Below are 20089 nucleotides of genomic sequence, written 5' to 3' on the forward strand. Positions count from 1 at the left end.
TATCGACCCCGAGTCCTTGAGACGTACACAGTGGAGTAGTCATGATTACGCGCATTCTTCAGTTGTCCGCCCGCGTGGCGAGCAACGCATGGGTCGAGGTCGGCGTGGGCGCCGATGCGGACATTCTGATCGCCGATCGGGGCGGCAAACGCGAAGAACGTGCCACCTTCGGTCGACGCGCTCCCGGACAGCAGCGCTCGATCCACATGCAGGAGCCGAGCTGGCTGGGCGGCGTGGACCTGGCGATCTGGGAAACACAGCGCTGTGCGATTCCGCTATGCGGATTCGTCTGCACGGCCTCTGCAGATGGCAGCACTGCCGCCACCTGGTTGAGTCAGGACAATGGCGAGGTGTACGCAGCGGGCCTGCGCAACGTAATGGATATCGGCGGCCGCCTGCAAATGGGGTTCTCCTTGCTGGTGGCCTCGTCGGCCAGCATGCCCACGCACCGTCCGCTCTGCATCGATGGCGATGTCAAACAATGGCTGCATGTCGGCGGCAAAGTGGCCATGCTGCATCTCACGCCTTGGCAGCTGGGTCGCTATACGACCGCAGCCGGGGTACGGCCTGACTGGACCAGCGAGGAACACTCGGCGCAGATCGCGCGCGTTTAAGTGGGGAATGTCAGGCAGCAAACATAAAGGGGCCCCTGGGGGGCCCTCGTCGTTCTGGTCGTGCGATGTTGTTTCAGCTACGGAAGGCGGCATGGTCATGCGTCATGCATTTCGCATGCATCGCACGCGGCTAGGGCATCAAGCCTTCAACCAGTTTGGCTTGGAACATCCGACTCATGTTGAAGCTCCGGTCTTGGTGGCTTTGAGCGTTGATTGAATGGTGTGGGTGCGTTGGGGGCAGAGCGGTTGATCTGCGGGTTTGCTGCAGGGCCCTTGCCCGCCCACCATCGCGGGACACGCTGCAAGTACGTCCTTGTAAGCTCTTACGCGGCATCCATGCCGCGTAAGGTCCCGCGACGGTGGGCGGGCAAGGACCAGTGGAGATCGCCGGTGTGCATGTTTTCAAGCAGCCTACGAACTGTCTGGCGTGGCAACTTGTGCCGTCATTGATTGATCTGTCGTCGCACTAAAAAGCCCGGGTCGCGAACGACCCGGGCCAGTGCTGGGTGCGCTGGCACTCAGCAGGTTCAGCGCTGGATGTCGCCGGTGGTGGAGCCGGCACCCGGGCCTGCGCCCAGGTCGGCACCGGTCACGCGGTCGAGCTCTGGATTGGAGAGCAGACGCAACGACATCGCGTCCAGTGCGTCGGTCTGGGTCGCGTCCAACGCAACCGTGGCCGAGCCGTCACCGCCATCGACTGCAGTCTGCAGTTCGCGGTCTGCAACCACGTCCCATTGCTCGCCGGCATTCCACGGACCGACCATGTCGCCTTCGCCCTGCGACATGTTGTAGTAGGTGTCGGTGAAGCGCGGGTCGCCCGGCAGCTTGCCCGGCGGGAAGTTCGGCTCGATCGAGTACAGCGCTTTCTCGAACGACTTCTGATGCGCCACCTCGCGTGTCATCAAAAAGCGCAGCGCATCCACGATGCCAGGATCGTCGGTGATGGTGATCAGACGCTCGTACACCAGCTTGGCGCGTGCTTCGGCGGCGATGTTGGAACGCAGGTCGGAGGTCGGGCAACCGATCGAGTCCACATACGCCGACGTCCACGGCACACCGCTGGAATTGACCAGCGCCGGGCCACCACCGTACAAGATCTGCTGGGTGTGGCTGGTGCTGTTCTGGGTCATGGTGCGCATCTCCATGGCCTCCTCCATGCCTTCGGACAACACCGCCTTCGGTCCCTTGTTGAGCATGGCGATGATCGAGCCGATGATCTCCAGGTGGCTCAGTTCTTCGGTGGCGATATCGAACAGCAAATCCTTGCGGCCCGGATCGTCTTCGCCCAATGCCTGGGTGAAGTACTGCATCGCAGCGGCGAGTTCGCCCTGCGGTCCGCCAAACTGCTCGAGCATCAACGTGGCCAGATCCGGATTCGGCTCGGCAACGCGGACGGTGTACATCAACCGCTTGTTATGCATAAACATGGGTCGTGCTCCATGGCTGGCACCCGGGATGACTGCCACTCGGTAAGCGGACAGAAAACGCGGGGCTCTGGCTTTCGGGGGTGATGCCCGCAGACGCGGGCAGACGCAGCGCGGCAGTGCCGCACTGCGCGATGCATCAGGCCGCTTTACTGGTCTTGGATGCTTTTTGGTTGCCACCTTGCTCGGCAAGCAGGGTCAGCTTTTCATCGGTGGCTTTTTCTTCTTCCAGGGTTGCAAGCAACAACGTGATCGCATCGGAGTAACCGAGCTGCTTGGCGATGGCCGCGATGGTGCCGTACGAGGCGATTTCGTAATGCTCCACCTTCTGTGCGCCACCGATCAGTGCCGCATCGCGCACCGGGCCGGCTTCGATCTCTTCGATCACTTCACGGCCTTCTTCGACCAGGCCTTCCATCGCTGCACACTTGATGCGCTTGAGCTTGATGCCGAGCAGTTCGACGATCTGGTCGATCCGCTCGATCTGGCCCTGGGTTTCTTCCAGATGCACCTTGAATGCCTCAACCAGCTTGGGCTCGGTCGCCGCACGTGCCAGGCGCGGCAGCGATTTGGTCAGCTGTTTTTCTGCGCTGTAGATGTCCGATAGTTCGTGGATGAAAAGCTCTTCAATTGTCTTGATCGCCATGGGCGGCTCCTTCGAGTGGATAAGTGGGTCAACAGTGCGGTGCACCGTGTGCGTGTCATGCCTTCAACTGCCTGCGAGCCAGCGGCTCCGTCACGTCGGCATCGCATTGCACGGGCGTGACGCACACCAGTGCTGCAAGGTCGCGGTGACCAGATTTCAAGCTGTCTCGCATGGGTCGCTAAGCTAGTCACCGGCGTGTTAGCGGGATCGGTGGATGCGGTGATCCCGATGCGATGACGGCCTGTGCCGTGGCCCGTGCAGAGAGGCTGCAAAAGAGCACCGTGCAGACACCGCGATGCGCTACAACGGTGGTCCACAACTGCGCGAGACGTTGGCATGACGCCATTGGATAAACCGCTACGCCGAGAACTGCACATCGGCGCGTCGACCTACACCTTGATCATCGACCCGCAGGGCTTGAAGCTGGTCGAAAAGGGCAAGCGCAAGGGTGTGGTCTTGCGTTGGGATGAACTGGTCAGCGGCGATGCCGCACTGGCCCGCGCATTGCAGGCCTCACTCAGCGACGCGTGAGTTCTGGCGCTCGCGCAACAGCTCACGCCGAGGGGAACAGACGCGCCAATTCGCGCACTGCCGCTGCAGAGGCTGCGTGATCCGGCGTGGCATCGGCATTGTTGAAATCATGCGCGCCTTGCGCTTGCACCAGCAGTCCATCGCGGCGTGGCACTACATTGAGATTGTGGCCACGCCAGACCAGCCCGTAGGTGACTTCCGGTTGCGGAATCAGGCGCGCGGTCTGCCCACGCACCGGGATGACGCTGTCGTCGCCAAGCAACGCACGCGCACCGTAGCCGGTGGCATTGACCAGGATCTTCTCGCGCAGATCGCCGAACTGGCGCGGGTGCTCGAAGCTGCGCGTGTACAGCTCGCCGCCGGCCTGCAGAAAGTCGTCCATCAACAATCGCGCATAGGCACTGAGGTTGAAGGTCAGCTGGCTATAGCGGCGCACGAACGGCACCGGGAACGGATGGCTGCCGGGAGCGACCGGCTGCGAGCGCGGGCCGAGGTCATGGATCAATTCGCGCTCCAGCGGCGGATAGTCCGGCTCGTGCGCTTCGGCCGATGGAATCGGTTGGTCGAACGGCACATCCGATAACGCGTAACCATCGCGCCATTCGATCGGCTCGCCCGGCAAGCCGAGCAAGGTCTGGTAGCGGCGAAACGACATGCGCGCCATCTCTTCCCAGCGTGTCTTGAAGTCGGCCGTGGCGTGCTCGCTGGTGCACACGCGCGAGTCCGGCGACCACACGCCTGTTGCATAGAACGAACGCACATCCGGCAGGTGCTCGCGTGCATAGATGCGCACGCGCAAGCCGGCGCGTTGTGCCACCAGCGCGGTGGTCAGCCCGATCGCGCCGCAGCCGATCACCGCCAGCTCGCGCGCATTGGCATCGGCCGCACGCACCAGCCGCAGCGCGTGTTCGGCCGCACCCCACGACAACGACCACCCGCTGCCGCCATGCCCGTAGTTGTGCACCACCGTCTTGCGACCGATGCGCTCGGCCTCGATGCGCGGCCCCTGCGCACGGAACGGCCGCGTGCAGCCGTTGATGGCAATGATGCGATCGACCGAGGCGTGGATCGGCGCCAGCGGCGGCGATGCGGCGAACTGGTTCGGCAGCGCGCCTGGCGCAGTAGCCGGCAGCGGCGAAGAAGGTGCTGCACTGGCAGGACCGGTCGCGGCCCAGCTAGGGAACCTCTGAACAACGCACCACAGATACGCGACACTACCCGCCTCATGTTGAGGAGTGATCCATGCAACTGACGTTCGGTGACGCTGAGGGCCTGGGCAAGCGCAAGCAGACCCGGCGGGAGATCTTTCTGGCCGAGATGGAGCAGGTGGTTCCGTGGCAGCAACTGCTCGGTCTGATCGCGCCGCACTATCCGGTATCGGGCCGGCCAGGTCGGCAGCCGTACGCACTGGCGACGATGTTGCGGATTCATCTGCTGCAGCAGTGGTATGCGCTGAGCGATCCGGCGATGGAAGAAGCACTGCACGAGATCCCGACCTTGCGGCGGTTTGCCCAGCTCGGTGGCTTGGACAACGTTCCGGACGAGACCACGATTCTCAACTTTCGGCGCCTGCTGGAGACCCATGGCCTTGCCGCGCGGATGCTGGAAGCGGTCAACGCGCATCTGGCGCGCAAGGGCCAGAGCCTGCGGTCGGGCACGATCGTCGATGCGACGCTGATCGCGGCGCCCAGTTCGACCAAGAATGCCGACAACGCGCGCGACCCTGAGATGCATCAGACCAAGAAGGGCAATCAGTGGTATTTCGGGATGAAGGCGCACATCGGCGTGGATGAATTTTCCGGGTTGGTGCACCACGTCCATTGCACAGCCGCCAACGTCGCCGATGTCACGGTGATGCACACGTTGCTGCATGGCAAAGAAGACAGCGTGTTCGGCGATAGCGGCTACACCGGTGCGGACAAACGCGAAGAACTGCAGGCCTGCAAGGCTGCATTCTTCATCGCCGCCAGGCCCTCGACGATGCAAGCCCTCGGCAACAAACGCGAGCGTGCTCGGGAAAGACGTTGGGAACACTTCAAGGCCAGCGTGCGCGCGAAGGTGGAGCATCCATTCCGGGTGATCAAGCGCCAGTTCGGCTACACCAAGGTCCGCTATCGCGGCCTGGCCAAGAACACCGCGCAGGTGCTGACCTTGTTTGCGCTATCGAACCTGTGGATGAAGCGAAAGCAGTTACTGCCGACGATGGGGAACGTGCGCCTGTAACCCGGGCAACACCCTGCAAACGCGCCGGAAACGGCAAAAAAATCGAGGATCTGAGCGCCGTCAGCCTGGTCGATGTGGTTAGGCTCATCCTCCGATGCCGTTGATCAGACCATCCCTAGTGGTGGAAGCGGCCGCAAGCGCAAGGCCGGCGCTCTGCAAAAAATGACGACGGTGCATGCGACTCCCAAGTGTGTGGTGGATGGCAAGGCGATAGAGGGCAACGCGGCTTGCGCATGGAAGCAACATGCCCGGCGCGGCATCTGCACACGCCAGGCCTCTTTCATGCACGGCAGCCGGCATCTTCAAGACACAGGGCGCAACGCCGCAGACGCCGAGCATACCGCGCACCTGCACGCCTGCCACTTCCGGGCAGGCCGGGTTTCGTACCGCGATCCAGGCAATTGAGTCGCCGCTGGCGGCCATTCGTCGCTTCGGGCTTTCGGCTACGCGCTCGCCGGCTATGCTCGCCACGTCCCAACCCAACGAGTCGCCACCGTGTCTGCCAGCGTCTTTCTGATCGTGCGTATCGTGTTCGCCTGGGCTGCCGCGTTGGTGGTGGCCGGGATCATGTGGGCGCAGCTGTTCGGTTCCACCGGCGCATTCTTCGGGCTGATCTGCGTGGTGCTGCTGACGCTGGCCTTGATGAGTGCGGTCACGCATGTGCGGCGGGTGCGCCTGATCGCCGGTCGTCTGGATCACGACACCTTGTCCACCCGCCAGCGGCGCCAGATCGAAGTGCCACTGGACGTGCAGGCCAGCTTCGCCGTCGTCGAAGAAGCGGTGCGCGCACTGCCGCGCGTGCAGGACATCGAATGCGCACCGGGCAGCCTGCTGATCCGCGCCAAGGTGCGCCGTATCGATCCCTATGAAGGACGTCAGCCCTCGCGCTGGAATCTGTTCGCGCGCTTTGCGATCAAGCGCAATCAGGTGCTGGTGACGATCACGCCGGGGCAAGGCACCAGCAGCGTCACCGTGTTGTGCGAGCCCGATGCCGGCGCCTGGGTCGATTTGTTCGCAGTGGACGAGGGCAGCAATTTCGAGAACGCCGAGGCGATCAATCGTGCGGTGGTACGCCGGGTTGGCGAGCAGCGTCGCGACGAGCAGGCCGCGGCCGAGCAATCGGTGATGGAGAAGGAACTGGCCGTGGCACGGCTGAATCTGCTGCATGCGCAGGTCGAGCCGCACTTTCTCTACAACACGCTGGCCAGCGCGCAGGTGCTGGCGCGTACCGACCCGCCGCGCGCCGAGATCATGATCGGGCATCTGATCCAGTACCTGCGCAGCTCGTTGCCCAGTGCCGACGGTGCCATCTCCAGCCTGGGCGAAGAACTCGAACGTACCCAAGCCTATCTGGAAATCCTGCGCATCCGCATGGGCACGCGGCTGGCCTTGCAGGTGGAAGTGCCGTACGAGCTACGCGCGCTGCAGCTGCCTTCGATGATGCTGCAGACGCTGGTGGAAAACGCGATCAAGCACGGCCTGGAACCCAAGCCCGGCGGCGGCACGGTGTGGATCCTGGCGCGTCGCATCGACGACCATGCCACGCTCACCGTGGCCGACGATGGCCAGGGCTTCAACACCCACAGTCAGGGCACCGGCATCGGTTTGAAGAACCTGCGCGAGCGGCTGCAGCTGATCTACGCCGGCAAGGCCAGCTTCGCCATCGTGTCCAACTTCCCCAGCGGGGTGGCCGCCACGATCAGCTTGCCGCTGCCCGCGCACATCGCAGCGGTGAGCATGCCGCCGCCGTTGCCCAACGCGCAAACACACGCCACGCAGGTGCAGGCATGAGTGCGTTACGTGCGGTGATCGCCGAAGACGAAGCGTTGCTGCGGCAGTCCTTGCTCGCGCTGCTGGCGCAGGTGTGCCCGCAACTGCAGATCGTGGGCGAATGCGAGGACGGCGCCAGCGCGCTGGAAACCATCGCCGCGCAACAACCCGATGTGGTGTTTCTGGATATCCGCATGCCTGGGCTCACCGGCATCGAAGTGGCACGTGCGATGCGCGAGAGCAGCCCGCACACTCAGGTGGTCTTCGTCACCGCCTATGATCAGTACGCCATCGATGCGTTTGAACACGGCGCGGTGGATTACCTGCTCAAGCCGATCGCCCGCGAGCGCCTGCAGGCCACCTGGCAGCGCGTGCAACAGCGCGCCGCCGCCGGCCAGCCGGATGGCAGCGTGCTGGAGGCCCTATTGCAGCGCCTGTCCGCACGCCCGGCTGCGCCCAGCGCGCAACCGCCGCTGGCCTGGCTCACCGCCAGCAGCGGCCGCGAGACACGTCTGATCGCGCTGGACGAGGTGGCATATTTCCAGGCCGATCAGAAGTACACCACGGTGATGACGGCCGCCGGCGAAGCGATCCTGCGCACACCGCTGCGCGAGTTGCTCGACGTGCTGGACCCGCAGGTGTTCAAGCAGATCCACCGCTCCACCATCGTCAACATGAAGGCAGTCGCCTCGGTGGTACGCGACGACACCGGCAAGGGGCGGCTGGCCCTGCGCGGGCGCAGCGAAACGCTCACCGTCAGCCAGCCATTCATGACCCTGTTCCGCGGCATGTAACAGCGGCTGGCAACACGTGGCGAGCGCCCGCCCGACGGTGAGCGCAGCAGTTTTTTTGGCCGCTCCAGTTCCCCCCATCGCATCGACTGAAAGGATTGCCGACATGCGCCTGATCGCCTCACTGGTTTACTGCCTGCTCGCTCTGGCCGGTTGCCACGACCGCAATGGCACCACCTCCATTACCCGCGCCACCAGCAATGGCCAGGACGTGATCTTCAGCAAGACCCTGGCGACCGCCACCGAAACCAACGTGCATTGCCTTGCCAGCAGCAGCGGGCACTGCCACTACCTGGTCTATGAAGAACACTGCGCTGCGCGCACGGCTGGTGATGCATCAGCCACCCCGGCCTGCGCACGTACCACCCTGGACAGCTTTGCGTTGGCCCCAGGGCAGGTGCGCGCACTGCGTGGCGTCCCGCGTGAGGCGCATACCTGCGTGGATGCCAAGGCACCCAGCGCCGATTGCCACGGCTAGGCGGTTGTCGGACACAAGCCTGAATACGCACTGACGATAAGCGGCCGCTTCTGCGATCATTACAGGCTTGTTGCCGGTTCACGGCGTCCTCACAGCCAGGCTCTTCATGTCCGAACAATCGCTACGCCGCGACGTTGGCCCCTTCGCCCTCATGCTTACCGGCCTGGGCTCGATCATCGGCTCCGGCTGGTTGTTCGGCGCCTGGCGCGCCGCCGGCCTGGCCGGCCCCGGCGCGATCTGGGCCTGGATCCTGGGCGCGGCGATCATCACCACCATCGCACTCTCCTACGCCGAACTGGGCGCCATGTTCCCCGAGTCCGGCGGCATGGTGCGTTACAGCCATTACTCGCACGGCTCGCTGGTGGGCTTCATCGCCGGCTGGGCCAACTGGATCGCGATCGTCTCGGTGATTCCGGTCGAGGCTGAGGCCTCGGTGCAATACATGGCCTCCTGGCCCTGGGCCTGGGCGCAAGGCTTGTACGTGCAGGCGCCCGGTGGAGCAGGGGAGTTGTCGGTGCCCGGCCTGCTGATCTCGGCGGTGCTGGTGCTGGTGTATTTCTTCCTGAATTTCTGGAGCGTCAAGCTGTTCGCGCGCTCCAACACCTTGATCACCGTGTTCAAGCTGGTGGTGCCGGCAGCGACCGGCGTGGCCTTGATCGCCAGTGGCTTCCATAGCGAAAATTTCAGCGTCGGCATCCACGGCGACGAACACGTGATCGATCTGGCCGCAGTGCTCACCGCAGTGGCCACCGCCGGCATCGTCTTCAGCTTCAACGGCTTCCAGAGCCCGGTGAACCTGGCCGGCGAGGCGCGCAACCCGGGCCGCAGCATTCCGTTTGCGGTGCTGGGCTCGATCGCGCTGGCCACGGTGGTCTACGTGATCCTGCAGGTGGCCTACATCGGCGCGGTACCGCCGGAGTTGCTGGCCAAGGCCGGCTGGCACGGCATCGACTTCCGCTCGCCGTTCGCCGAGCTGGCCATCATCGTCAACCTGCATTGGCTGGCGATGCTGCTCTACATCGATGCCTTCGTGAGCCCCAGCGGCACCGGTATCACCTACACCGCCACCACCGCGCGCATGGTCTACGGCATGGAAAAGAACGGCACCATGCCGTCGGTGCTGGGCAAGCTGCACCCGGTCTGGGGCGTGCCGCGCATGGCGATGTTTTTCAACCTGGCGGTGTCGTTCGTGTTCCTGTTCTTCTTCCGCGGTTGGGGCACGCTGGCGGCGGTGATCTCGGTGGCGACCATCATTTCCTACCTCACCGGCCCGATCAGCGCGATGGCGTTGCGCCGTCATGCGCCCGAGCTGCATCGCCCGCTGCGTATCGCTGCATTGCCGGTGCTGGCCGGTGTGGCGTTCGTGATGGCCACCGAGCTGCTGTACTGGGCGCGTTGGCCGCTGACCGGCGAGATCATCCTGCTGATGGTCGTCGCCCTGCCGGTGTACTGCTACTACCAGGCCAAGCAGGGCTGGCCGGATCTGGGCCGCAACCTCAAGGGCGCCGCCTGGATGATCTGCTACCTGCCGATGATCGCGCTGCTGTCCTGGGCCGGCAGCAGCGACTTCGGCGGCCACGGCTATCTGAGCTACGGCACCGATCTGGCAGTGGTGGCGGCAGTCGGCGTGGTGTTCTACATCTGGGGCGTGCGCAGCGGTTGGCGCACGCCGTCGGTGGAACGGGCGGTTGCGGAAGCGTAAGAACGGCATCAAACGGCTGCGCTCACCCTCGGTAGGCGCAGCCGTTGCTTGCTAAGGCATGCATCGTGGTGCGCTGCAGTTGTTTCGCGACGTTTGCACTGGGTTGGCAACCGTTTGCTATGTGGTGTTGGTCGCTGCAGATGTTGACCAGCATTTGAAGCAGGCGTCATCTAAATAGAAACGGCCGGTGCAGCTGCACCGGCCGTTTTTGTTTTGCTTCATGGCGCACGCCATTGTCGCGCGGTGACTCAATGGCTGGAAAAACTGCTTACGACACGCGGGTCGTTTCTGCAGGTTTCTACGCGTTGGCCACCAGGCGCGGCGCGCCATCGAATCGGTCCAGATCGCGCAGCAATTCGGTGTAGCGGCGCAGCCGGCCCATCTCGCGCATGTTGACGATGTCCTCGTGGCGCAGCTCGCGCCTGGAGGTCACTTCCTGCTTGTAGCGCAGCACTTCCGGGTAGCTGCGGGTCATGTCCAGCGCATCGGCGACGCATTCGACCGAATCGGCGTCCGGTGTCAGCCGTGCGCGGCTGTTGAAGGCGCGCAGCCAGCGTTCGAAACCTGCGCTGTGATCGAACAGATCGGCGATGTACCACATGACGAACAGGATCGACGCCCACGAAGTGAAGATGATCACCACGCGGCTGAAGGTCAGGTGGTAGTCGTTCTGCCACAACTGGTGCGTGATCACCCCCAGCAGCACCAGCGAAATGGCCTGCCAGCCGATGATCGAGGCGATTACCCACTGTTTCTTTGCGACGGTGAGCAGGGCGAGCTCCTCGTCGAGCTGCTGGTCGGTCTTTTCGCGCCACTTGGCGACCTGCTCGTCGAAGGAGAGGCGATGGAGTGCGTTGTCCTGCAATAGCAGGCCTAAACCCTGGAACAAAGCGATCATGACAAGCTCCCGACGGATGGCTGGTACGAACGACTTGCTGCACTGGCGGTTGCCAGATGCGCTGGAGCGACCGACCCAACACCACAGGACCATGCGGCGTTTTGTCAGACGGCCTTAGTTCTAGCACTTTCGCTGTGCATGGCAATGCCCGATGCGAACCAATCGCCCTGCATTCCTGCGCACTCGCGCACAAATCGCAGTATTCAGGCGGTTTGCCGCGTTCTGATCCGCAGGGCGGCCACGCTGCGGCCCGTTTCTTGCTGCACTGCACACCTGCGCGCGCGTGGAGAACGCGTGCTGCAGCAGCCGGCCAACCCCTGCACGGACCAGCCCGCCGCAGTGCCGCCGTGAGCGGGAACGCAGCGCAATCACGACATGGCGTTGCAAACGGCTGCGTATCATCGCCGCATGTCTGCCGTCCTGCGCACCCTTACCGCCCCCGCCGCCGAACAGATCCGCCGCTGGGTGCTGGGCGCGTTTCCACGTGGCCAGAGCAGTATCGAATACGACCAGCCGTTGGGCGATCCCGGCATCTTCGGGCCCGACAGCGTCACCTGGCGCGTGCATTCGGAGTTCCCCGGCATGCTGTCCGGCGGGCTGTGCGCGTTGATGCTGCAACTGCTGCACCCGCGCGCGCTGGCCGGGGTCTACGACCATTCCAACTTCCGCGCCGACCTGATCGGGCGGCTGCGCAGAACCACCAATTTCGTTGCCGGCACCACCTACGCGCCGCGTGCGGAAGCCGAGCAATTGATCGCCCGCGTGCGCAAGATTCATGCGCATATCCGCGGCCATACCGCCGACGGCGTGGCGTACGAGGCCAACGATCCACAGCTGCTGACCTGGGTGCATGTCACCGAGGCCTATGGCTTTTTGCAGGGCTGCCGGCGCTATTGCCGCGACGTGCCGGTTGCCATCGCCGACCGCTATTACGACGAAGCACGACATGTGGCCGAGGCGCTGGGCGCCACCGACGTGCCAGCCAGCGAGGCGCAGGTGGAGGCGTATTTCGCCGGCGTGCGCGGTCAGCTGCGCATGGACGCACGCTCGCGCGAGGTACTCGACATTCTCACCAGTATCCAGCTGCCGGTGCCTGCGGCAGGTTTGTCGCGCGGGGTATTTCTTGGCGCCGGTACTGCCCTGCTGCCGGGCTGGGCCAGCGACATGCTTGGCCGCACCACGATGCAACGCACGCAGGCGCGTGCCTCGGCGCGTCTGTTGCGCAGCCTGTCGCCACTGTTTCGCACTGCGTTACGCCGTGATGGATTGTCTGCGCGTGCGTGTCGGCGGATGCAGTTGCCGCCGACGATGTTGTTGCAGTGGCCGGGGGAAGGGTGAGCGGCGGATAGTGGTTTGCTTCGCCGTACTAGCCGCTCCTGGTGCATGGCGTGTTGCCAGAGTGGATAGGGCACTAGGCAGCCGCACGCTCACCCCAACCCCTCTCCCGGCGGGAGAGGGGCTCGAAGCCCTGAATTCACCACGGTGCCAACGCGCGCAGCGGACTTGGCCCCTCTCCCTCCGGGAGAGGGGTTGGGGTGAGGGTACGTTGAGAGGCAGATGCTCCAGACCTCTTAAAAAAACGCTCTACGCCTTACGCAGCAGCAGTCGTCCCTGTCCACCACCTACCAAATCCGCACCCGCTGCTCGGGCGCCAGATACAACTGCTCGCCCTGCTTCACATCGAACGCCGGATACCAGGCATCGAGATTGCGCACCGTCTGTGCGCGGAAGCGTCCAGGTGCGTGCACGTCGGTGAGCACCGCGTTGCGTAGCGCAGCGTCGCGGTACTTGCTGCGCCAGGCCTGCGCAAAGCCCAGGAAAAAGCGCTGATCCGGGCTGAAGCCATCGATGGTGTGCGGCTGCTTGCCCTGCAACGACAGTTGATACGCATCGTATGCAGTGGCCAAGCCGGCAACATCGGCGATGTTCTCGCCCAGCGTCAGCTTGCCGTTGACCGCCAGGTCGTCGAATGGCCGGTAGGCGCTGAATTGCGCGGCAAGCGCATCGCTGGCGGTCGCGAATTTTTTCAGATCCTGCGGCGTCCACCAGTTGTGCAGCTCGCCATGTTCGTCGAACAGCGCGCCCATGTTGTCGAAGCTGTGGCTGATCTCATGGCCGATCACCGCGCCGATCGCGCCGTAGTTCACCGCATCGTCGGCGGCCGGGTCGATGAATGGCGGTTGCAGGAGCGCAGCCGGAAACAGCAGGCGGTTTTCCAGCGGCACATTCAGTGCGTTGACTTCCTGCGGCAGCATGTACCACTCGCGGTGATCCACGGCCTTGCCCAGCTTGGCCAGGTTACGGCGGTACTCGAACAGTTTGGCGCGCTCTGCATTTCCCAATGCATCGTCGCGGCGCACGTCCAGGCCGCTGTAGTCGCGCCAGGTATCCGGATATCCCACCGCCACCGTCAACCCGGCGATCTTGGCCTTGGCGTGCTGCTTGGTCTCCGGGCTCATCCATGCCAACGCATCGATGCGCTGGCCGAAGGCGGTGACGATGTTCCTGACCATTTCTTCGGTGCGTGCCTTGGTCTGCGCGCTCACGTATTTCTGTACGTAGCGTTTGCCGACCGCCTCGCCCAACGCCGCATTGGTCGCATCGATGGCGCGCTTCCAGCGCTGGCGTTGTTGCGGGGTGCCCTCCAGCGTAGTGCCGTAGAACGCGAAGCGTGCATCGGCGAAGGCCTTGGACAGATACGGCGAGGCGCGATCCAGCTCACGAAAACTCAGATAGTCCTTCCAGGTCTGCAGCGGCTGCGATTGCACCAGCGCCGACAACCCGGCCACTGCCTGCGGCTGCCAGACGATGAAGTCCTGCTGCGATTTCAAGCCCGCTGCCTCGAAGAACAGCGTCCAGTCCAGACCCGGTGCGTGACGTGCGAAATCGGCTTGTTTCCAGGCATTGGCGCCGGCCGGCACGTTGTTGGTCTGTTCGGCGGTGGCATGCACATGCGCCATCGCGGCCTCCAGCGCCAGGATGCGCTCTGCGCGGGCCGGTGCATCGCTGATGCCGGCCAGGTGCAACAGCTTGACGATGTACGCGCGGTAGGCGTCGCGCAGTTGCGGCATGCGCCCGCCATCCAGATAGAAGCTGCGGTCGGGCATGCCCAGGCCGCCCTGCACCAGATACGGCACATAACGCCCGGGGTGATGCAGGTCCTGGGTGATCCACAGCCCGAACAGCCGGTCGGTGTAGAAATTGGTGGAATTGAGCAGGTCCACATCGGCGCGCAATTGGCCGCCCAACGTGCGTGCCAGCGCCTGCTTGTCGTCCAGTTGCGCGATCGCATCCAGTGCCGGTTGCACCGGGCGCACGCCCTTGGCCTCGATGCCGGCTTCGTCCATGTAGGCCGCGTAGTAATCGCCGATCTGCTTGTCTTCGCCAGTGACGCGGTCGTTGGCGGCTGCGCCTTCGATGATGTCGCGGCTGTGCCGCTCGGTCTCGATGGCAATGCCGACGAAGCTGTTGTAACTGGAGCGGTCGTCGGGGATCTGCGTGGTCTTGACCCAGTTGCCGCTGGCATACCCGAAGAAGTCGTTGCCCGGCGCCACGCCGCGATCCATGCCCGCCACATCGAAGCCGAAGTCGCCCAACTTCGGCGTGCTGGGTGCCGGCTTGGTGGTGGCAGAGGACGTGGGCGTGCTGCCATCGCGATGACACGCGGCAGTGATCAGCAGCACCGCAGACAGCGCAGCGATCAGGACAGGGCGGTGCAAAGGGGCCATGCGGCACAGCTCGAAACCAGAACAGACGGCGCAGTGTAAGTGGCTGCCAGCGCCACGTCCCGGCTTGCGGACGACGACGGACATATGCCCGCATGGGTGGACACGCCCGGTTCAGCGCCGGCGCTGGTACCAGAAGCCGAGCGCATCGCGGGTCTGCAGCATGCGCCGCCCGCGCCACAGGAAACGCAGCAGCAAGCCGAGGTGTTCGCGCTTGGAAAAGCTGCGCAGCTTGCGGTCGGAGGTATGCACGGTCTGGCGCAGGATCACGAACCGCCCGCAGCGTGCCAGCGCGCGGCTCAACGCCACATCCTCACCGGCGTAGTAACGCGTATCGAAGCCACCCGCGCTGACGAACGCCGCGCGCGTGCAGAACAGAAAGCAGCCGGGCGCGATGCCACTGACACGAAACAACCAGCCGAAGATCGCCTGTGCGGTGCGCTCGGACCACACGCGCCTGCCCTGCAGGTGCACCTGCGCGCCACCGCCCACGGCACCGGCCTCCAGCGCCGCCAATGCCGCGCCGACCACCTGTGGGTTGATCAGCGTGTCGGCATCCAGAAACAACAACTGCTCGCCGCATGCCAATTGCGCGCCGGCATTGCGGGTGGCGGCGATATGCCGCAGTTGCACCTCCAGCACCTGCGCAGCATGCGCACGCGCGATGGCGGCGGTGTCGTCCTCGCAGGCATCGGCCACCACGATGACCTCGTAGTCCAGCTGCATGGTCTGCGCGCAGGCATGCAGGCACTGCAGCGTGTCGCCGATCAGCGCGGCTTCGTCGTGGGCGGGGATTACGAAAGACAGCATCTGGCGCACGGCTCAGGTGAGGGTGCGCCAAGTGTGCGAGCCACGCCGATGCAATGGCGTGAGCGCCTGCGGTCGCCACAGCGGTGCGGCCGCAGGCAGGACGCGAAGGCCGGCTCAGCGGTTGACGGTGGCCATCATTGCTTCCGGGTAGCGCGTGCCGGCCGCGGCCTGTGCCGGGAAAATCGCATCGATGCGTGCCAGCTCGTCCGGCATCAGCGCTACATCGAGCGCGCCGATGTTTTCTTCCAGATAGGCCAGACGTTTGGTGCCCGGGATCGGCACCAGATCCTGGCCTTGCGCCAGTACCCAGGCCAGCGCCAGCTGTCCGGGTGTGATGCCCTTGTCGGCAGCGATCGCCTTGACCTGTTCCACCAGCTGCAGGTTGCGAGTGAAGTTGTCGCCCTGGAAACGCGGCGAATGGCGCCGGTAATCGTCGGCGTCGAAGTCGTCCGGCGAGGAGAACGCGCCGGTGAGAAAGCCGCGTCCCAGCGGCGAATACGGCACGAAGCCGATCCCGAGCTCACGCACCGCAGCGAACACGCCGTTGTCTTCCGGCTCGCGCGACCACAGCGAGTATTCGGTCTGTACGGCAGTGATCGGATGCACCGCATGCGCACGCGCAATGGTGTCCGCGGCCGCTTCGGAGAGCCCAAGAAAACGCACCTTGCCCTGTTCGACCAGACGCGCCATCGCACCCACGGTGTCTTCGATCGGCACGTTGGGATCCACGCGGTGCTGGTAATACAGGTCGATATGCTCCACCCCCAGGCGGCGCAGGCTGGCTTCGCAGGCCGACTGCACGTACGCCGGGCTGCCATCGATACCGCGCACCGACGGGTCGTTGGCATCGAGCTTGATGCCGAACTTGGTGGCCAGGAACACTTCATGCCGACGCGATGCGATCGCCTTGCCGACCAGGATCTCGTTGGTGTGCGGGCCGTACATGTCGGCGGTGTCGAGCAGGCTGATGCCGTGATCGAGCGCGCGATGGATCACCTTGATCGAGCCGGCCTCGTCGCTGCGATTGCCGTAGAACGCGCTCATGCCCATGCAGCCGAGGCCGAGTGCAGAGACGGTGGGGCCGGAACGGCCAAGCGTGCGGGTTTGCATGGTGGGGGAACTCCGTGCGGTCAAAAGGGCGGGGCCAAGCATGGCGCGGGTGGCGTTAGGGCGATGTGGCTCGACCGGTGAGGCGTCGCGGTTGCGGCCGTTGCAGGCCGCTGCGGCATGGCAACCGCACCGATTGCGCCACGACGCAAAAGCCCGCGCATCCCGGCAGACCGAAGCCTGCCGCCATGCACGGGCCTTTTACGCGCACGCAACTACCTGCCGCGTCAGCCCTTGAGCTTGCCGGCGAATTCGGCAATGCGCTTGCCGAGCAGCTTGGCGGTTTCCAGATCGCCGCTGCGCGGCGCTTCTTCCGGCGAGGCATCGGACGGCGAGATCGCCAGTGCGCCCGCCCAGCCGGCGGTCCAGTTGATGTCCTGCGGGCCGTGTGCCTTGGTGTTGGCCGGCATCAAGCCGGTGCCGATCCAGACCTGGCCGTGCTGCTGCGACAACGTCCAGAAGTACTGGATGGTGGCGTACTTGTCGCCGTTGACCGAGGCCGAGTTGGTGAAGCCGGCCGCAATCTTGTCCTTCCACGCCTGCGCAAACCATGGCTTGGAACTGGTGTCGGCAAACTTCTTGAACTGCCAGGCCGGCCCGCCCATGTAGGTGGGGCTGCCGTAGATGATGGCATCGGCCGCACTGATCGCCTCCCAGGCATCGTCGGGCAGGTTGCCGTCCTGGTCGATGCGATACAGCGTGGCCTCGCCGACGCTGGCGGCGCCGGCCTGCACGGCTTCGGCCAGTTTGACGGTGTGGCCGTAGCCGCTGAAATACACGATGGCGATCTTGCTCATGGGCAATCCTTGAACCGAGGGGATCGGGATTGTGCGCACACGTGGGCCGACAGGTTAATGACCACCGCCGGGACGAACTGTTGCCGAGGCCGCCAGACCAGGTGCGCAATCGCCCATCGTCTCGACCAGGTAATCGATGAAGCTGCGCACCTTCGGCGCCAGATGGCTGCGGCTGGTATAGACCGCGAAGATGCCGATATCGGCCAGCTCGTACTCGGGAAGAATGCGTACCAGGCGCCCGGCGGCGAGATGGTCGTCGGCCAGAAAATCCGGCTGCATCGCAATGCCCTGGCCGGCCACCGCCGCCGCGCTCAACACATGCCCGTTGTTGGCACGCAGCCCGCCGTGGATGCGCACAGTGGTATCGCCATCGGGCCCATGGAAGCGCACCTCGTCGCCATTGGGCGAGTAGTGATAGAGCAGGCATTCGTGGCCGGCCAGGTCGGACGGATGCCTGGGCGTGCCCGCGCGTGCCAGATAGGCCGGCGCCGCACACGTGAGCAGCCGCACCTTGCCCAACTGGCGGGCGATCAGTGTCGGCGCCGGCTGGCGGGTGATGCGGATGGCCACATCGAAGCCTTCTTCCACCATGTCGACCAGGCGGTCGGACAGCGACAGGTCGAGCTCCACTTGCGGGTAGCGCGCGCGAAAGCCCGGCAGCAAGGCGGCCAGCCGCTCGATGCCGTAGCTCACCGGCGCATTGACGCGCAGCACCCCGGCCGGCTCCAGCGCCTGGGCGCCGACGGTGGCCTCCAGGTCGTCCAGATCGGCCAGCAGCTGTAGGCAGCGCTGGTAATAGGCGGTGCCGGCGCTGGTCAGGCTGACCCGCCGGGTGGTGCGGTTGAGCAGGCGAGTGCCCAGCCGCTGCTCGAGCGCGGCGACCTGGCGGGTGACGCTGGCGGTGGAGCGGTCCAGCGCATCGGCTGCAGCGCTGAAGCCGCTGCGTTCGGCCACTGCGGTGAACACACGCATTGCGTCGAGGGTATCCATGGTGGATCCGATTATTGCTTTGATCGCAATAAATTATCCGAATCAAAACTATTTATCAGAAATTTGTAAGCAATAGGCTATGCAGGTCCTCACCGGAGTCTGTCGAATGTCCACTTCTCTTGCATCCCCGCGTACCGCCGATTACGGCACGGCCTTGTTGCGCATCAGTCTGGGCGCGCTGTTCCTGGTGCATGGCCTGACCAAGCTGCTGGTGTTCACCCCGGCCGGCACGGCGGCCTATTTCCAGTCGCTCGGCCTGCCCGGCGCGCTGGGCTACCTCACCATCGCGCTGGAACTCGGTCTGGGCCTGTCCTTGCTGTTGGGCATCTACGCGCGCTGGGTGGCGCTGTTGGGCGTGCCGCTGCTGCTGGGCACCATCGTCAGCGTGCATGGCGCCAATGGCTTCGGCTTCTCCAATCCGGGCGGCGGCTGGGAATACCCGGCGCTTTGGGCGGTGTTGCTGATCGTGCAATCGCTGCTTGGCGATGGCGCCCTGGCGTTGAAGCCGGCGCGCTGAGGCGGTTTGTTTTTCTTTACGAGGAGTTGTCCATGAGCCGCTTGCCTTCCCTGTACATCTCGCACGGATCGCCGATGACTGCGCTGCAGCCGGGGCAGGTCGGCGAGCGCCTGGCCGAGCTTGCGCAGACTTTGCCGCGACCACGCGCGATTGTGGTTGCGTCCGCGCATTGGCTGGGCCGCCGCCCGCTGATCAGTGGCGCGGCGCGGCCGGCCACCATCCACGACTTCGGCGGGTTTCCTGCGCCGCTGTACGAACTGGAGTATCCCGCGCCAGGCGAGCCGGCGTTGGCGCAGCAGATCCTGCGTCGGCTGGAGCAAGCCGGCCTGCATCCGCACCTGGACCCGCAGCGCGGCTTCGATCATGGCGTGTGGGTGCCGCTGCGCCTGCTGTATCCGGCTGCCGAGATTCCGGTGGTGTCGGTATCGATCCAGCCAGAGCTCGGCCCGGCCCACCAGTTCGCTGTGGGCCGCGCGCTGGCACCGTTGCGCGATGAGGGCGTGCTGGTGATCGGCTCGGGCAGCATCACCCACAACCTGCACGACGCGCGCCAGGGCTACAGCGCCGAGCGCGAGGCGCCGTACGTGCGGCCCTTCATCGAATGGACCGAACGCAAGTTGCTGGAAAACGACATCGCCGCGCTATTGGACTATCGCCGCCAGGCACCGCAGGCCGCACGCGCGCATCCCACCGACGAGCACCTGCTGCCGCTGTATGTGGCGATGGGCGCGGCCGGCGACGACCGGCTCGGCGCGCAGCGTATCGATGCCGGTATCGATGCCGGCCTTCTGGCCATGGATATCTACCGGTTCGATGGGGATCGCGCGCTTGCGGATCCGGTTGCCGCATGAGTCCACCGTGCTTGCAGCATGCAGGCATTGTGGCCGACACGTGAGGTGCCGGCAGCATGCCGATACCGTTGCCATAAGGCATCTGCCGGTGACACGCTGGCACCATAGGCATCACGCATGGCTCAGACGGCGCGCCGCCCCGCAGCAATGACGTATGGCGGCGGACTAGGCACCACCGCCATCACGTATGGCGATGGGAGCCAGCCAGCCGCACA

At 64.8% G+C, this 20089-nt stretch carries 20 protein-coding genes; 10 read left to right on the top strand and 10 right to left on the bottom strand.

The window, feature by feature from the left end:
- Nucleotides 1–41 precede the first annotated feature (41 nt).
- Complete coding sequence (locus NMB96_RS09190) at nt 42–614, top strand: hypothetical protein (RefSeq protein WP_255086725.1); 573 nt, start codon at nt 42–44, stop codon at nt 612–614.
- Nucleotides 615–1141: 527 nt separating this feature from the next.
- Here the strand turns inward: NMB96_RS09190 and NMB96_RS09195 are convergent.
- Together NMB96_RS09195 and NMB96_RS09200 are read right to left on the bottom strand one after the other, a co-directional pair.
- The gene (locus NMB96_RS09195) at nt 1142–2041 is read right to left on the bottom strand and encodes a manganese catalase family protein (RefSeq protein WP_255086726.1); all 900 of its coding nucleotides are present in this window, start codon (nt 2039–2041) and stop codon (nt 1142–1144) included.
- A 136-nt stretch (nt 2042–2177) separates the two neighbouring features.
- Nucleotides 2178–2684: a YciE/YciF ferroxidase family protein gene (locus NMB96_RS09200; protein WP_074058568.1), complete on the bottom strand. Its 507-nt coding sequence runs from the start codon at nt 2682–2684 to the stop codon at nt 2178–2180.
- A gap of 336 nt (nt 2685–3020) precedes the next feature.
- Here NMB96_RS09200 and NMB96_RS09205 point away from each other — a divergent pair, with 336 nt between their 5' ends.
- Entirely contained in the window at nt 3021–3215 is a 195-nt protein-coding gene (locus NMB96_RS09205; RefSeq protein WP_255086727.1) for a hypothetical protein, read from the top strand.
- A 22-nt stretch (nt 3216–3237) separates the two neighbouring features.
- On the opposite strand, the gene NMB96_RS09210 is transcribed toward NMB96_RS09205, so the two are convergent.
- The gene (locus NMB96_RS09210; protein ID WP_255086949.1) at nt 3238–4419 is read right to left on the bottom strand and encodes an FAD-dependent oxidoreductase; all 1182 of its coding nucleotides are present in this window, start codon (nt 4417–4419) and stop codon (nt 3238–3240) included.
- A 38-nt stretch (nt 4420–4457) separates the two neighbouring features.
- Here NMB96_RS09210 and NMB96_RS09215 point away from each other — a divergent pair, with 38 nt between their 5' ends.
- On the top strand, nt 4458–5438 hold the full coding sequence (locus tag NMB96_RS09215; protein ID WP_183086593.1) for an IS5 family transposase: 981 nt from the start codon (nt 4458–4460) through the stop codon (nt 5436–5438).
- Between the two features lie 84 nt (nt 5439–5522).
- Here NMB96_RS09215 and NMB96_RS09220 read toward each other — a convergent pair whose 3' ends face one another.
- Nucleotides 5523–5861, bottom strand: a complete 339-nt coding sequence (locus tag NMB96_RS09220; protein ID WP_255086728.1) for a hypothetical protein — start codon at nt 5859–5861, stop codon at nt 5523–5525.
- A 72-nt stretch (nt 5862–5933) separates the two neighbouring features.
- Between NMB96_RS09220 and NMB96_RS09225 the strand changes: the two genes are divergently transcribed.
- The 4 genes from NMB96_RS09225 (at nt 5934) to NMB96_RS09240 (ending at nt 10179) form a co-directional block, all read left to right on the top strand.
- Nucleotides 5934–7229: a sensor histidine kinase gene (locus NMB96_RS09225; protein ID WP_023905314.1), complete on the top strand. Its 1296-nt coding sequence runs from the start codon at nt 5934–5936 to the stop codon at nt 7227–7229.
- The gene (locus NMB96_RS09230) at nt 7226–8002 is read left to right on the top strand and encodes a LytR/AlgR family response regulator transcription factor (protein ID WP_255086729.1); all 777 of its coding nucleotides are present in this window, start codon (nt 7226–7228) and stop codon (nt 8000–8002) included. The genes NMB96_RS09225 and NMB96_RS09230 overlap by 4 nt, the downstream gene beginning before the upstream one ends.
- 103 nt (nt 8003–8105) lie before the next feature.
- Nucleotides 8106–8477: a hypothetical protein gene (locus NMB96_RS09235; protein ID WP_255086730.1), complete on the top strand. Its 372-nt coding sequence runs from the start codon at nt 8106–8108 to the stop codon at nt 8475–8477.
- Nucleotides 8478–8583: 106 nt separating this feature from the next.
- Nucleotides 8584–10179, top strand: a complete 1596-nt coding sequence (locus tag NMB96_RS09240) for an APC family permease (RefSeq protein WP_104552020.1) — start codon at nt 8584–8586, stop codon at nt 10177–10179.
- Nucleotides 10180–10477: 298 nt separating this feature from the next.
- Here the strand turns inward: NMB96_RS09240 and NMB96_RS09245 are convergent, their stop codons facing one another.
- Nucleotides 10478–11170: a hypothetical protein gene (locus NMB96_RS09245; RefSeq protein WP_176340294.1), complete on the bottom strand. Its 693-nt coding sequence runs from the start codon at nt 11168–11170 to the stop codon at nt 10478–10480.
- A gap of 315 nt (nt 11171–11485) precedes the next feature.
- Here NMB96_RS09245 and NMB96_RS09250 point away from each other — a divergent pair, with 315 nt between their 5' ends.
- Nucleotides 11486–12415, top strand: coding sequence for an oxygenase MpaB family protein (locus NMB96_RS09250; protein ID WP_255086731.1), 930 nt, complete (start codon nt 11486–11488; stop codon nt 12413–12415).
- Nucleotides 12416–12699: 284 nt separating this feature from the next.
- Here the strand turns inward: NMB96_RS09250 and NMB96_RS09255 are convergent, their stop codons facing one another.
- From NMB96_RS09255 to NMB96_RS09275, 5 genes are all read right to left on the bottom strand, one after another.
- Entirely contained in the window at nt 12700–14769 is a 2070-nt protein-coding gene (locus tag NMB96_RS09255; RefSeq protein WP_183086957.1) for a M13 family metallopeptidase, read from the bottom strand.
- Nucleotides 14770–14916: 147 nt separating this feature from the next.
- Nucleotides 14917–15612: a glycosyltransferase gene (locus NMB96_RS09260; RefSeq protein WP_023905307.1), complete on the bottom strand. Its 696-nt coding sequence runs from the start codon at nt 15610–15612 to the stop codon at nt 14917–14919.
- Nucleotides 15613–15726: 114 nt separating this feature from the next.
- On the bottom strand, nt 15727–16722 hold the full coding sequence (locus NMB96_RS09265; protein ID WP_023905306.1) for an aldo/keto reductase: 996 nt from the start codon (nt 16720–16722) through the stop codon (nt 15727–15729).
- Nucleotides 16723–16946: 224 nt separating this feature from the next.
- Nucleotides 16947–17516 (bottom strand): flavodoxin family protein, encoded by a 570-nt coding sequence (locus NMB96_RS09270; RefSeq protein WP_023905304.1) that lies wholly within the window; start codon nt 17514–17516, stop codon nt 16947–16949.
- 54 nt (nt 17517–17570) lie between these two features.
- Complete coding sequence (locus NMB96_RS09275; protein WP_023905303.1) at nt 17571–18506, bottom strand: LysR family transcriptional regulator; 936 nt, start codon at nt 18504–18506, stop codon at nt 17571–17573.
- A 106-nt stretch (nt 18507–18612) separates the two neighbouring features.
- Between NMB96_RS09275 and NMB96_RS09280 the strand changes: the two genes are divergently transcribed.
- Nucleotides 18613–19023: a DoxX family protein gene (locus NMB96_RS09280; RefSeq protein WP_023905302.1), complete on the top strand. Its 411-nt coding sequence runs from the start codon at nt 18613–18615 to the stop codon at nt 19021–19023.
- A 32-nt stretch (nt 19024–19055) separates the two neighbouring features.
- Nucleotides 19056–19874 carry a dioxygenase family protein gene (locus NMB96_RS09285; RefSeq protein ID WP_023905301.1) on the top strand — a complete coding sequence of 273 codons (819 nt, stop codon included), beginning with the start codon at nt 19056–19058 and terminating at the stop codon, nt 19872–19874.
- The last annotated feature ends 215 nt before the right edge of the window (nt 19875–20089 follow it).

Origin of the sequence: Xanthomonas hortorum, assembly GCF_024339125.1 — a bacterium.
GTDB classification, from domain to species: Bacteria; Pseudomonadota; Gammaproteobacteria; order Xanthomonadales; family Xanthomonadaceae; genus Xanthomonas; species Xanthomonas hortorum.

Excerpts from the sequence above, each read along its gene's own strand:
- NMB96_RS09190 (WP_255086725.1), top strand. The coding sequence starts at position 42 with ATGATTACGCGCATTCTTCAGTTGTCCGCCCGCGTGGCGAGCAACGCA.
- NMB96_RS09195 (WP_255086726.1), bottom strand. The coding sequence starts at position 2,041 with ATGTTTATGCATAACAAGCGGTTGATGTACACCGTCCGCGTTGCCGAG.
- NMB96_RS09200 (WP_074058568.1), bottom strand. The coding sequence starts at position 2,684 with ATGGCGATCAAGACAATTGAAGAGCTTTTCATCCACGAACTATCGGAC.
- NMB96_RS09205 (WP_255086727.1), top strand. The coding sequence starts at position 3,021 with ATGACGCCATTGGATAAACCGCTACGCCGAGAACTGCACATCGGCGCG.
- NMB96_RS09215 (WP_183086593.1), top strand. The coding sequence starts at position 4,458 with ATGCAACTGACGTTCGGTGACGCTGAGGGCCTGGGCAAGCGCAAGCAG.
- NMB96_RS09220 (WP_255086728.1), bottom strand. The coding sequence starts at position 5,861 with ATGGCCGCCAGCGGCGACTCAATTGCCTGGATCGCGGTACGAAACCCG.
- NMB96_RS09230 (WP_255086729.1), top strand. The coding sequence starts at position 7,226 with ATGAGTGCGTTACGTGCGGTGATCGCCGAAGACGAAGCGTTGCTGCGG.
- NMB96_RS09235 (WP_255086730.1), top strand. The coding sequence starts at position 8,106 with ATGCGCCTGATCGCCTCACTGGTTTACTGCCTGCTCGCTCTGGCCGGT.
- NMB96_RS09240 (WP_104552020.1), top strand. The coding sequence starts at position 8,584 with ATGTCCGAACAATCGCTACGCCGCGACGTTGGCCCCTTCGCCCTCATG.
- NMB96_RS09245 (WP_176340294.1), bottom strand. The coding sequence starts at position 11,170 with ATGGTCCTGTGGTGTTGGGTCGGTCGCTCCAGCGCATCTGGCAACCGC.
- NMB96_RS09250 (WP_255086731.1), top strand. The coding sequence starts at position 11,486 with ATGTCTGCCGTCCTGCGCACCCTTACCGCCCCCGCCGCCGAACAGATC.
- NMB96_RS09260 (WP_023905307.1), bottom strand. The coding sequence starts at position 15,612 with ATGCTGTCTTTCGTAATCCCCGCCCACGACGAAGCCGCGCTGATCGGC.
- NMB96_RS09265 (WP_023905306.1), bottom strand. The coding sequence starts at position 16,722 with ATGCAAACCCGCACGCTTGGCCGTTCCGGCCCCACCGTCTCTGCACTC.
- NMB96_RS09270 (WP_023905304.1), bottom strand. The coding sequence starts at position 17,516 with ATGAGCAAGATCGCCATCGTGTATTTCAGCGGCTACGGCCACACCGTC.
- NMB96_RS09275 (WP_023905303.1), bottom strand. The coding sequence starts at position 18,506 with ATGGATACCCTCGACGCAATGCGTGTGTTCACCGCAGTGGCCGAACGC.
- NMB96_RS09280 (WP_023905302.1), top strand. The coding sequence starts at position 18,613 with ATGTCCACTTCTCTTGCATCCCCGCGTACCGCCGATTACGGCACGGCC.
- NMB96_RS09285 (WP_023905301.1), top strand. The coding sequence starts at position 19,056 with ATGAGCCGCTTGCCTTCCCTGTACATCTCGCACGGATCGCCGATGACT.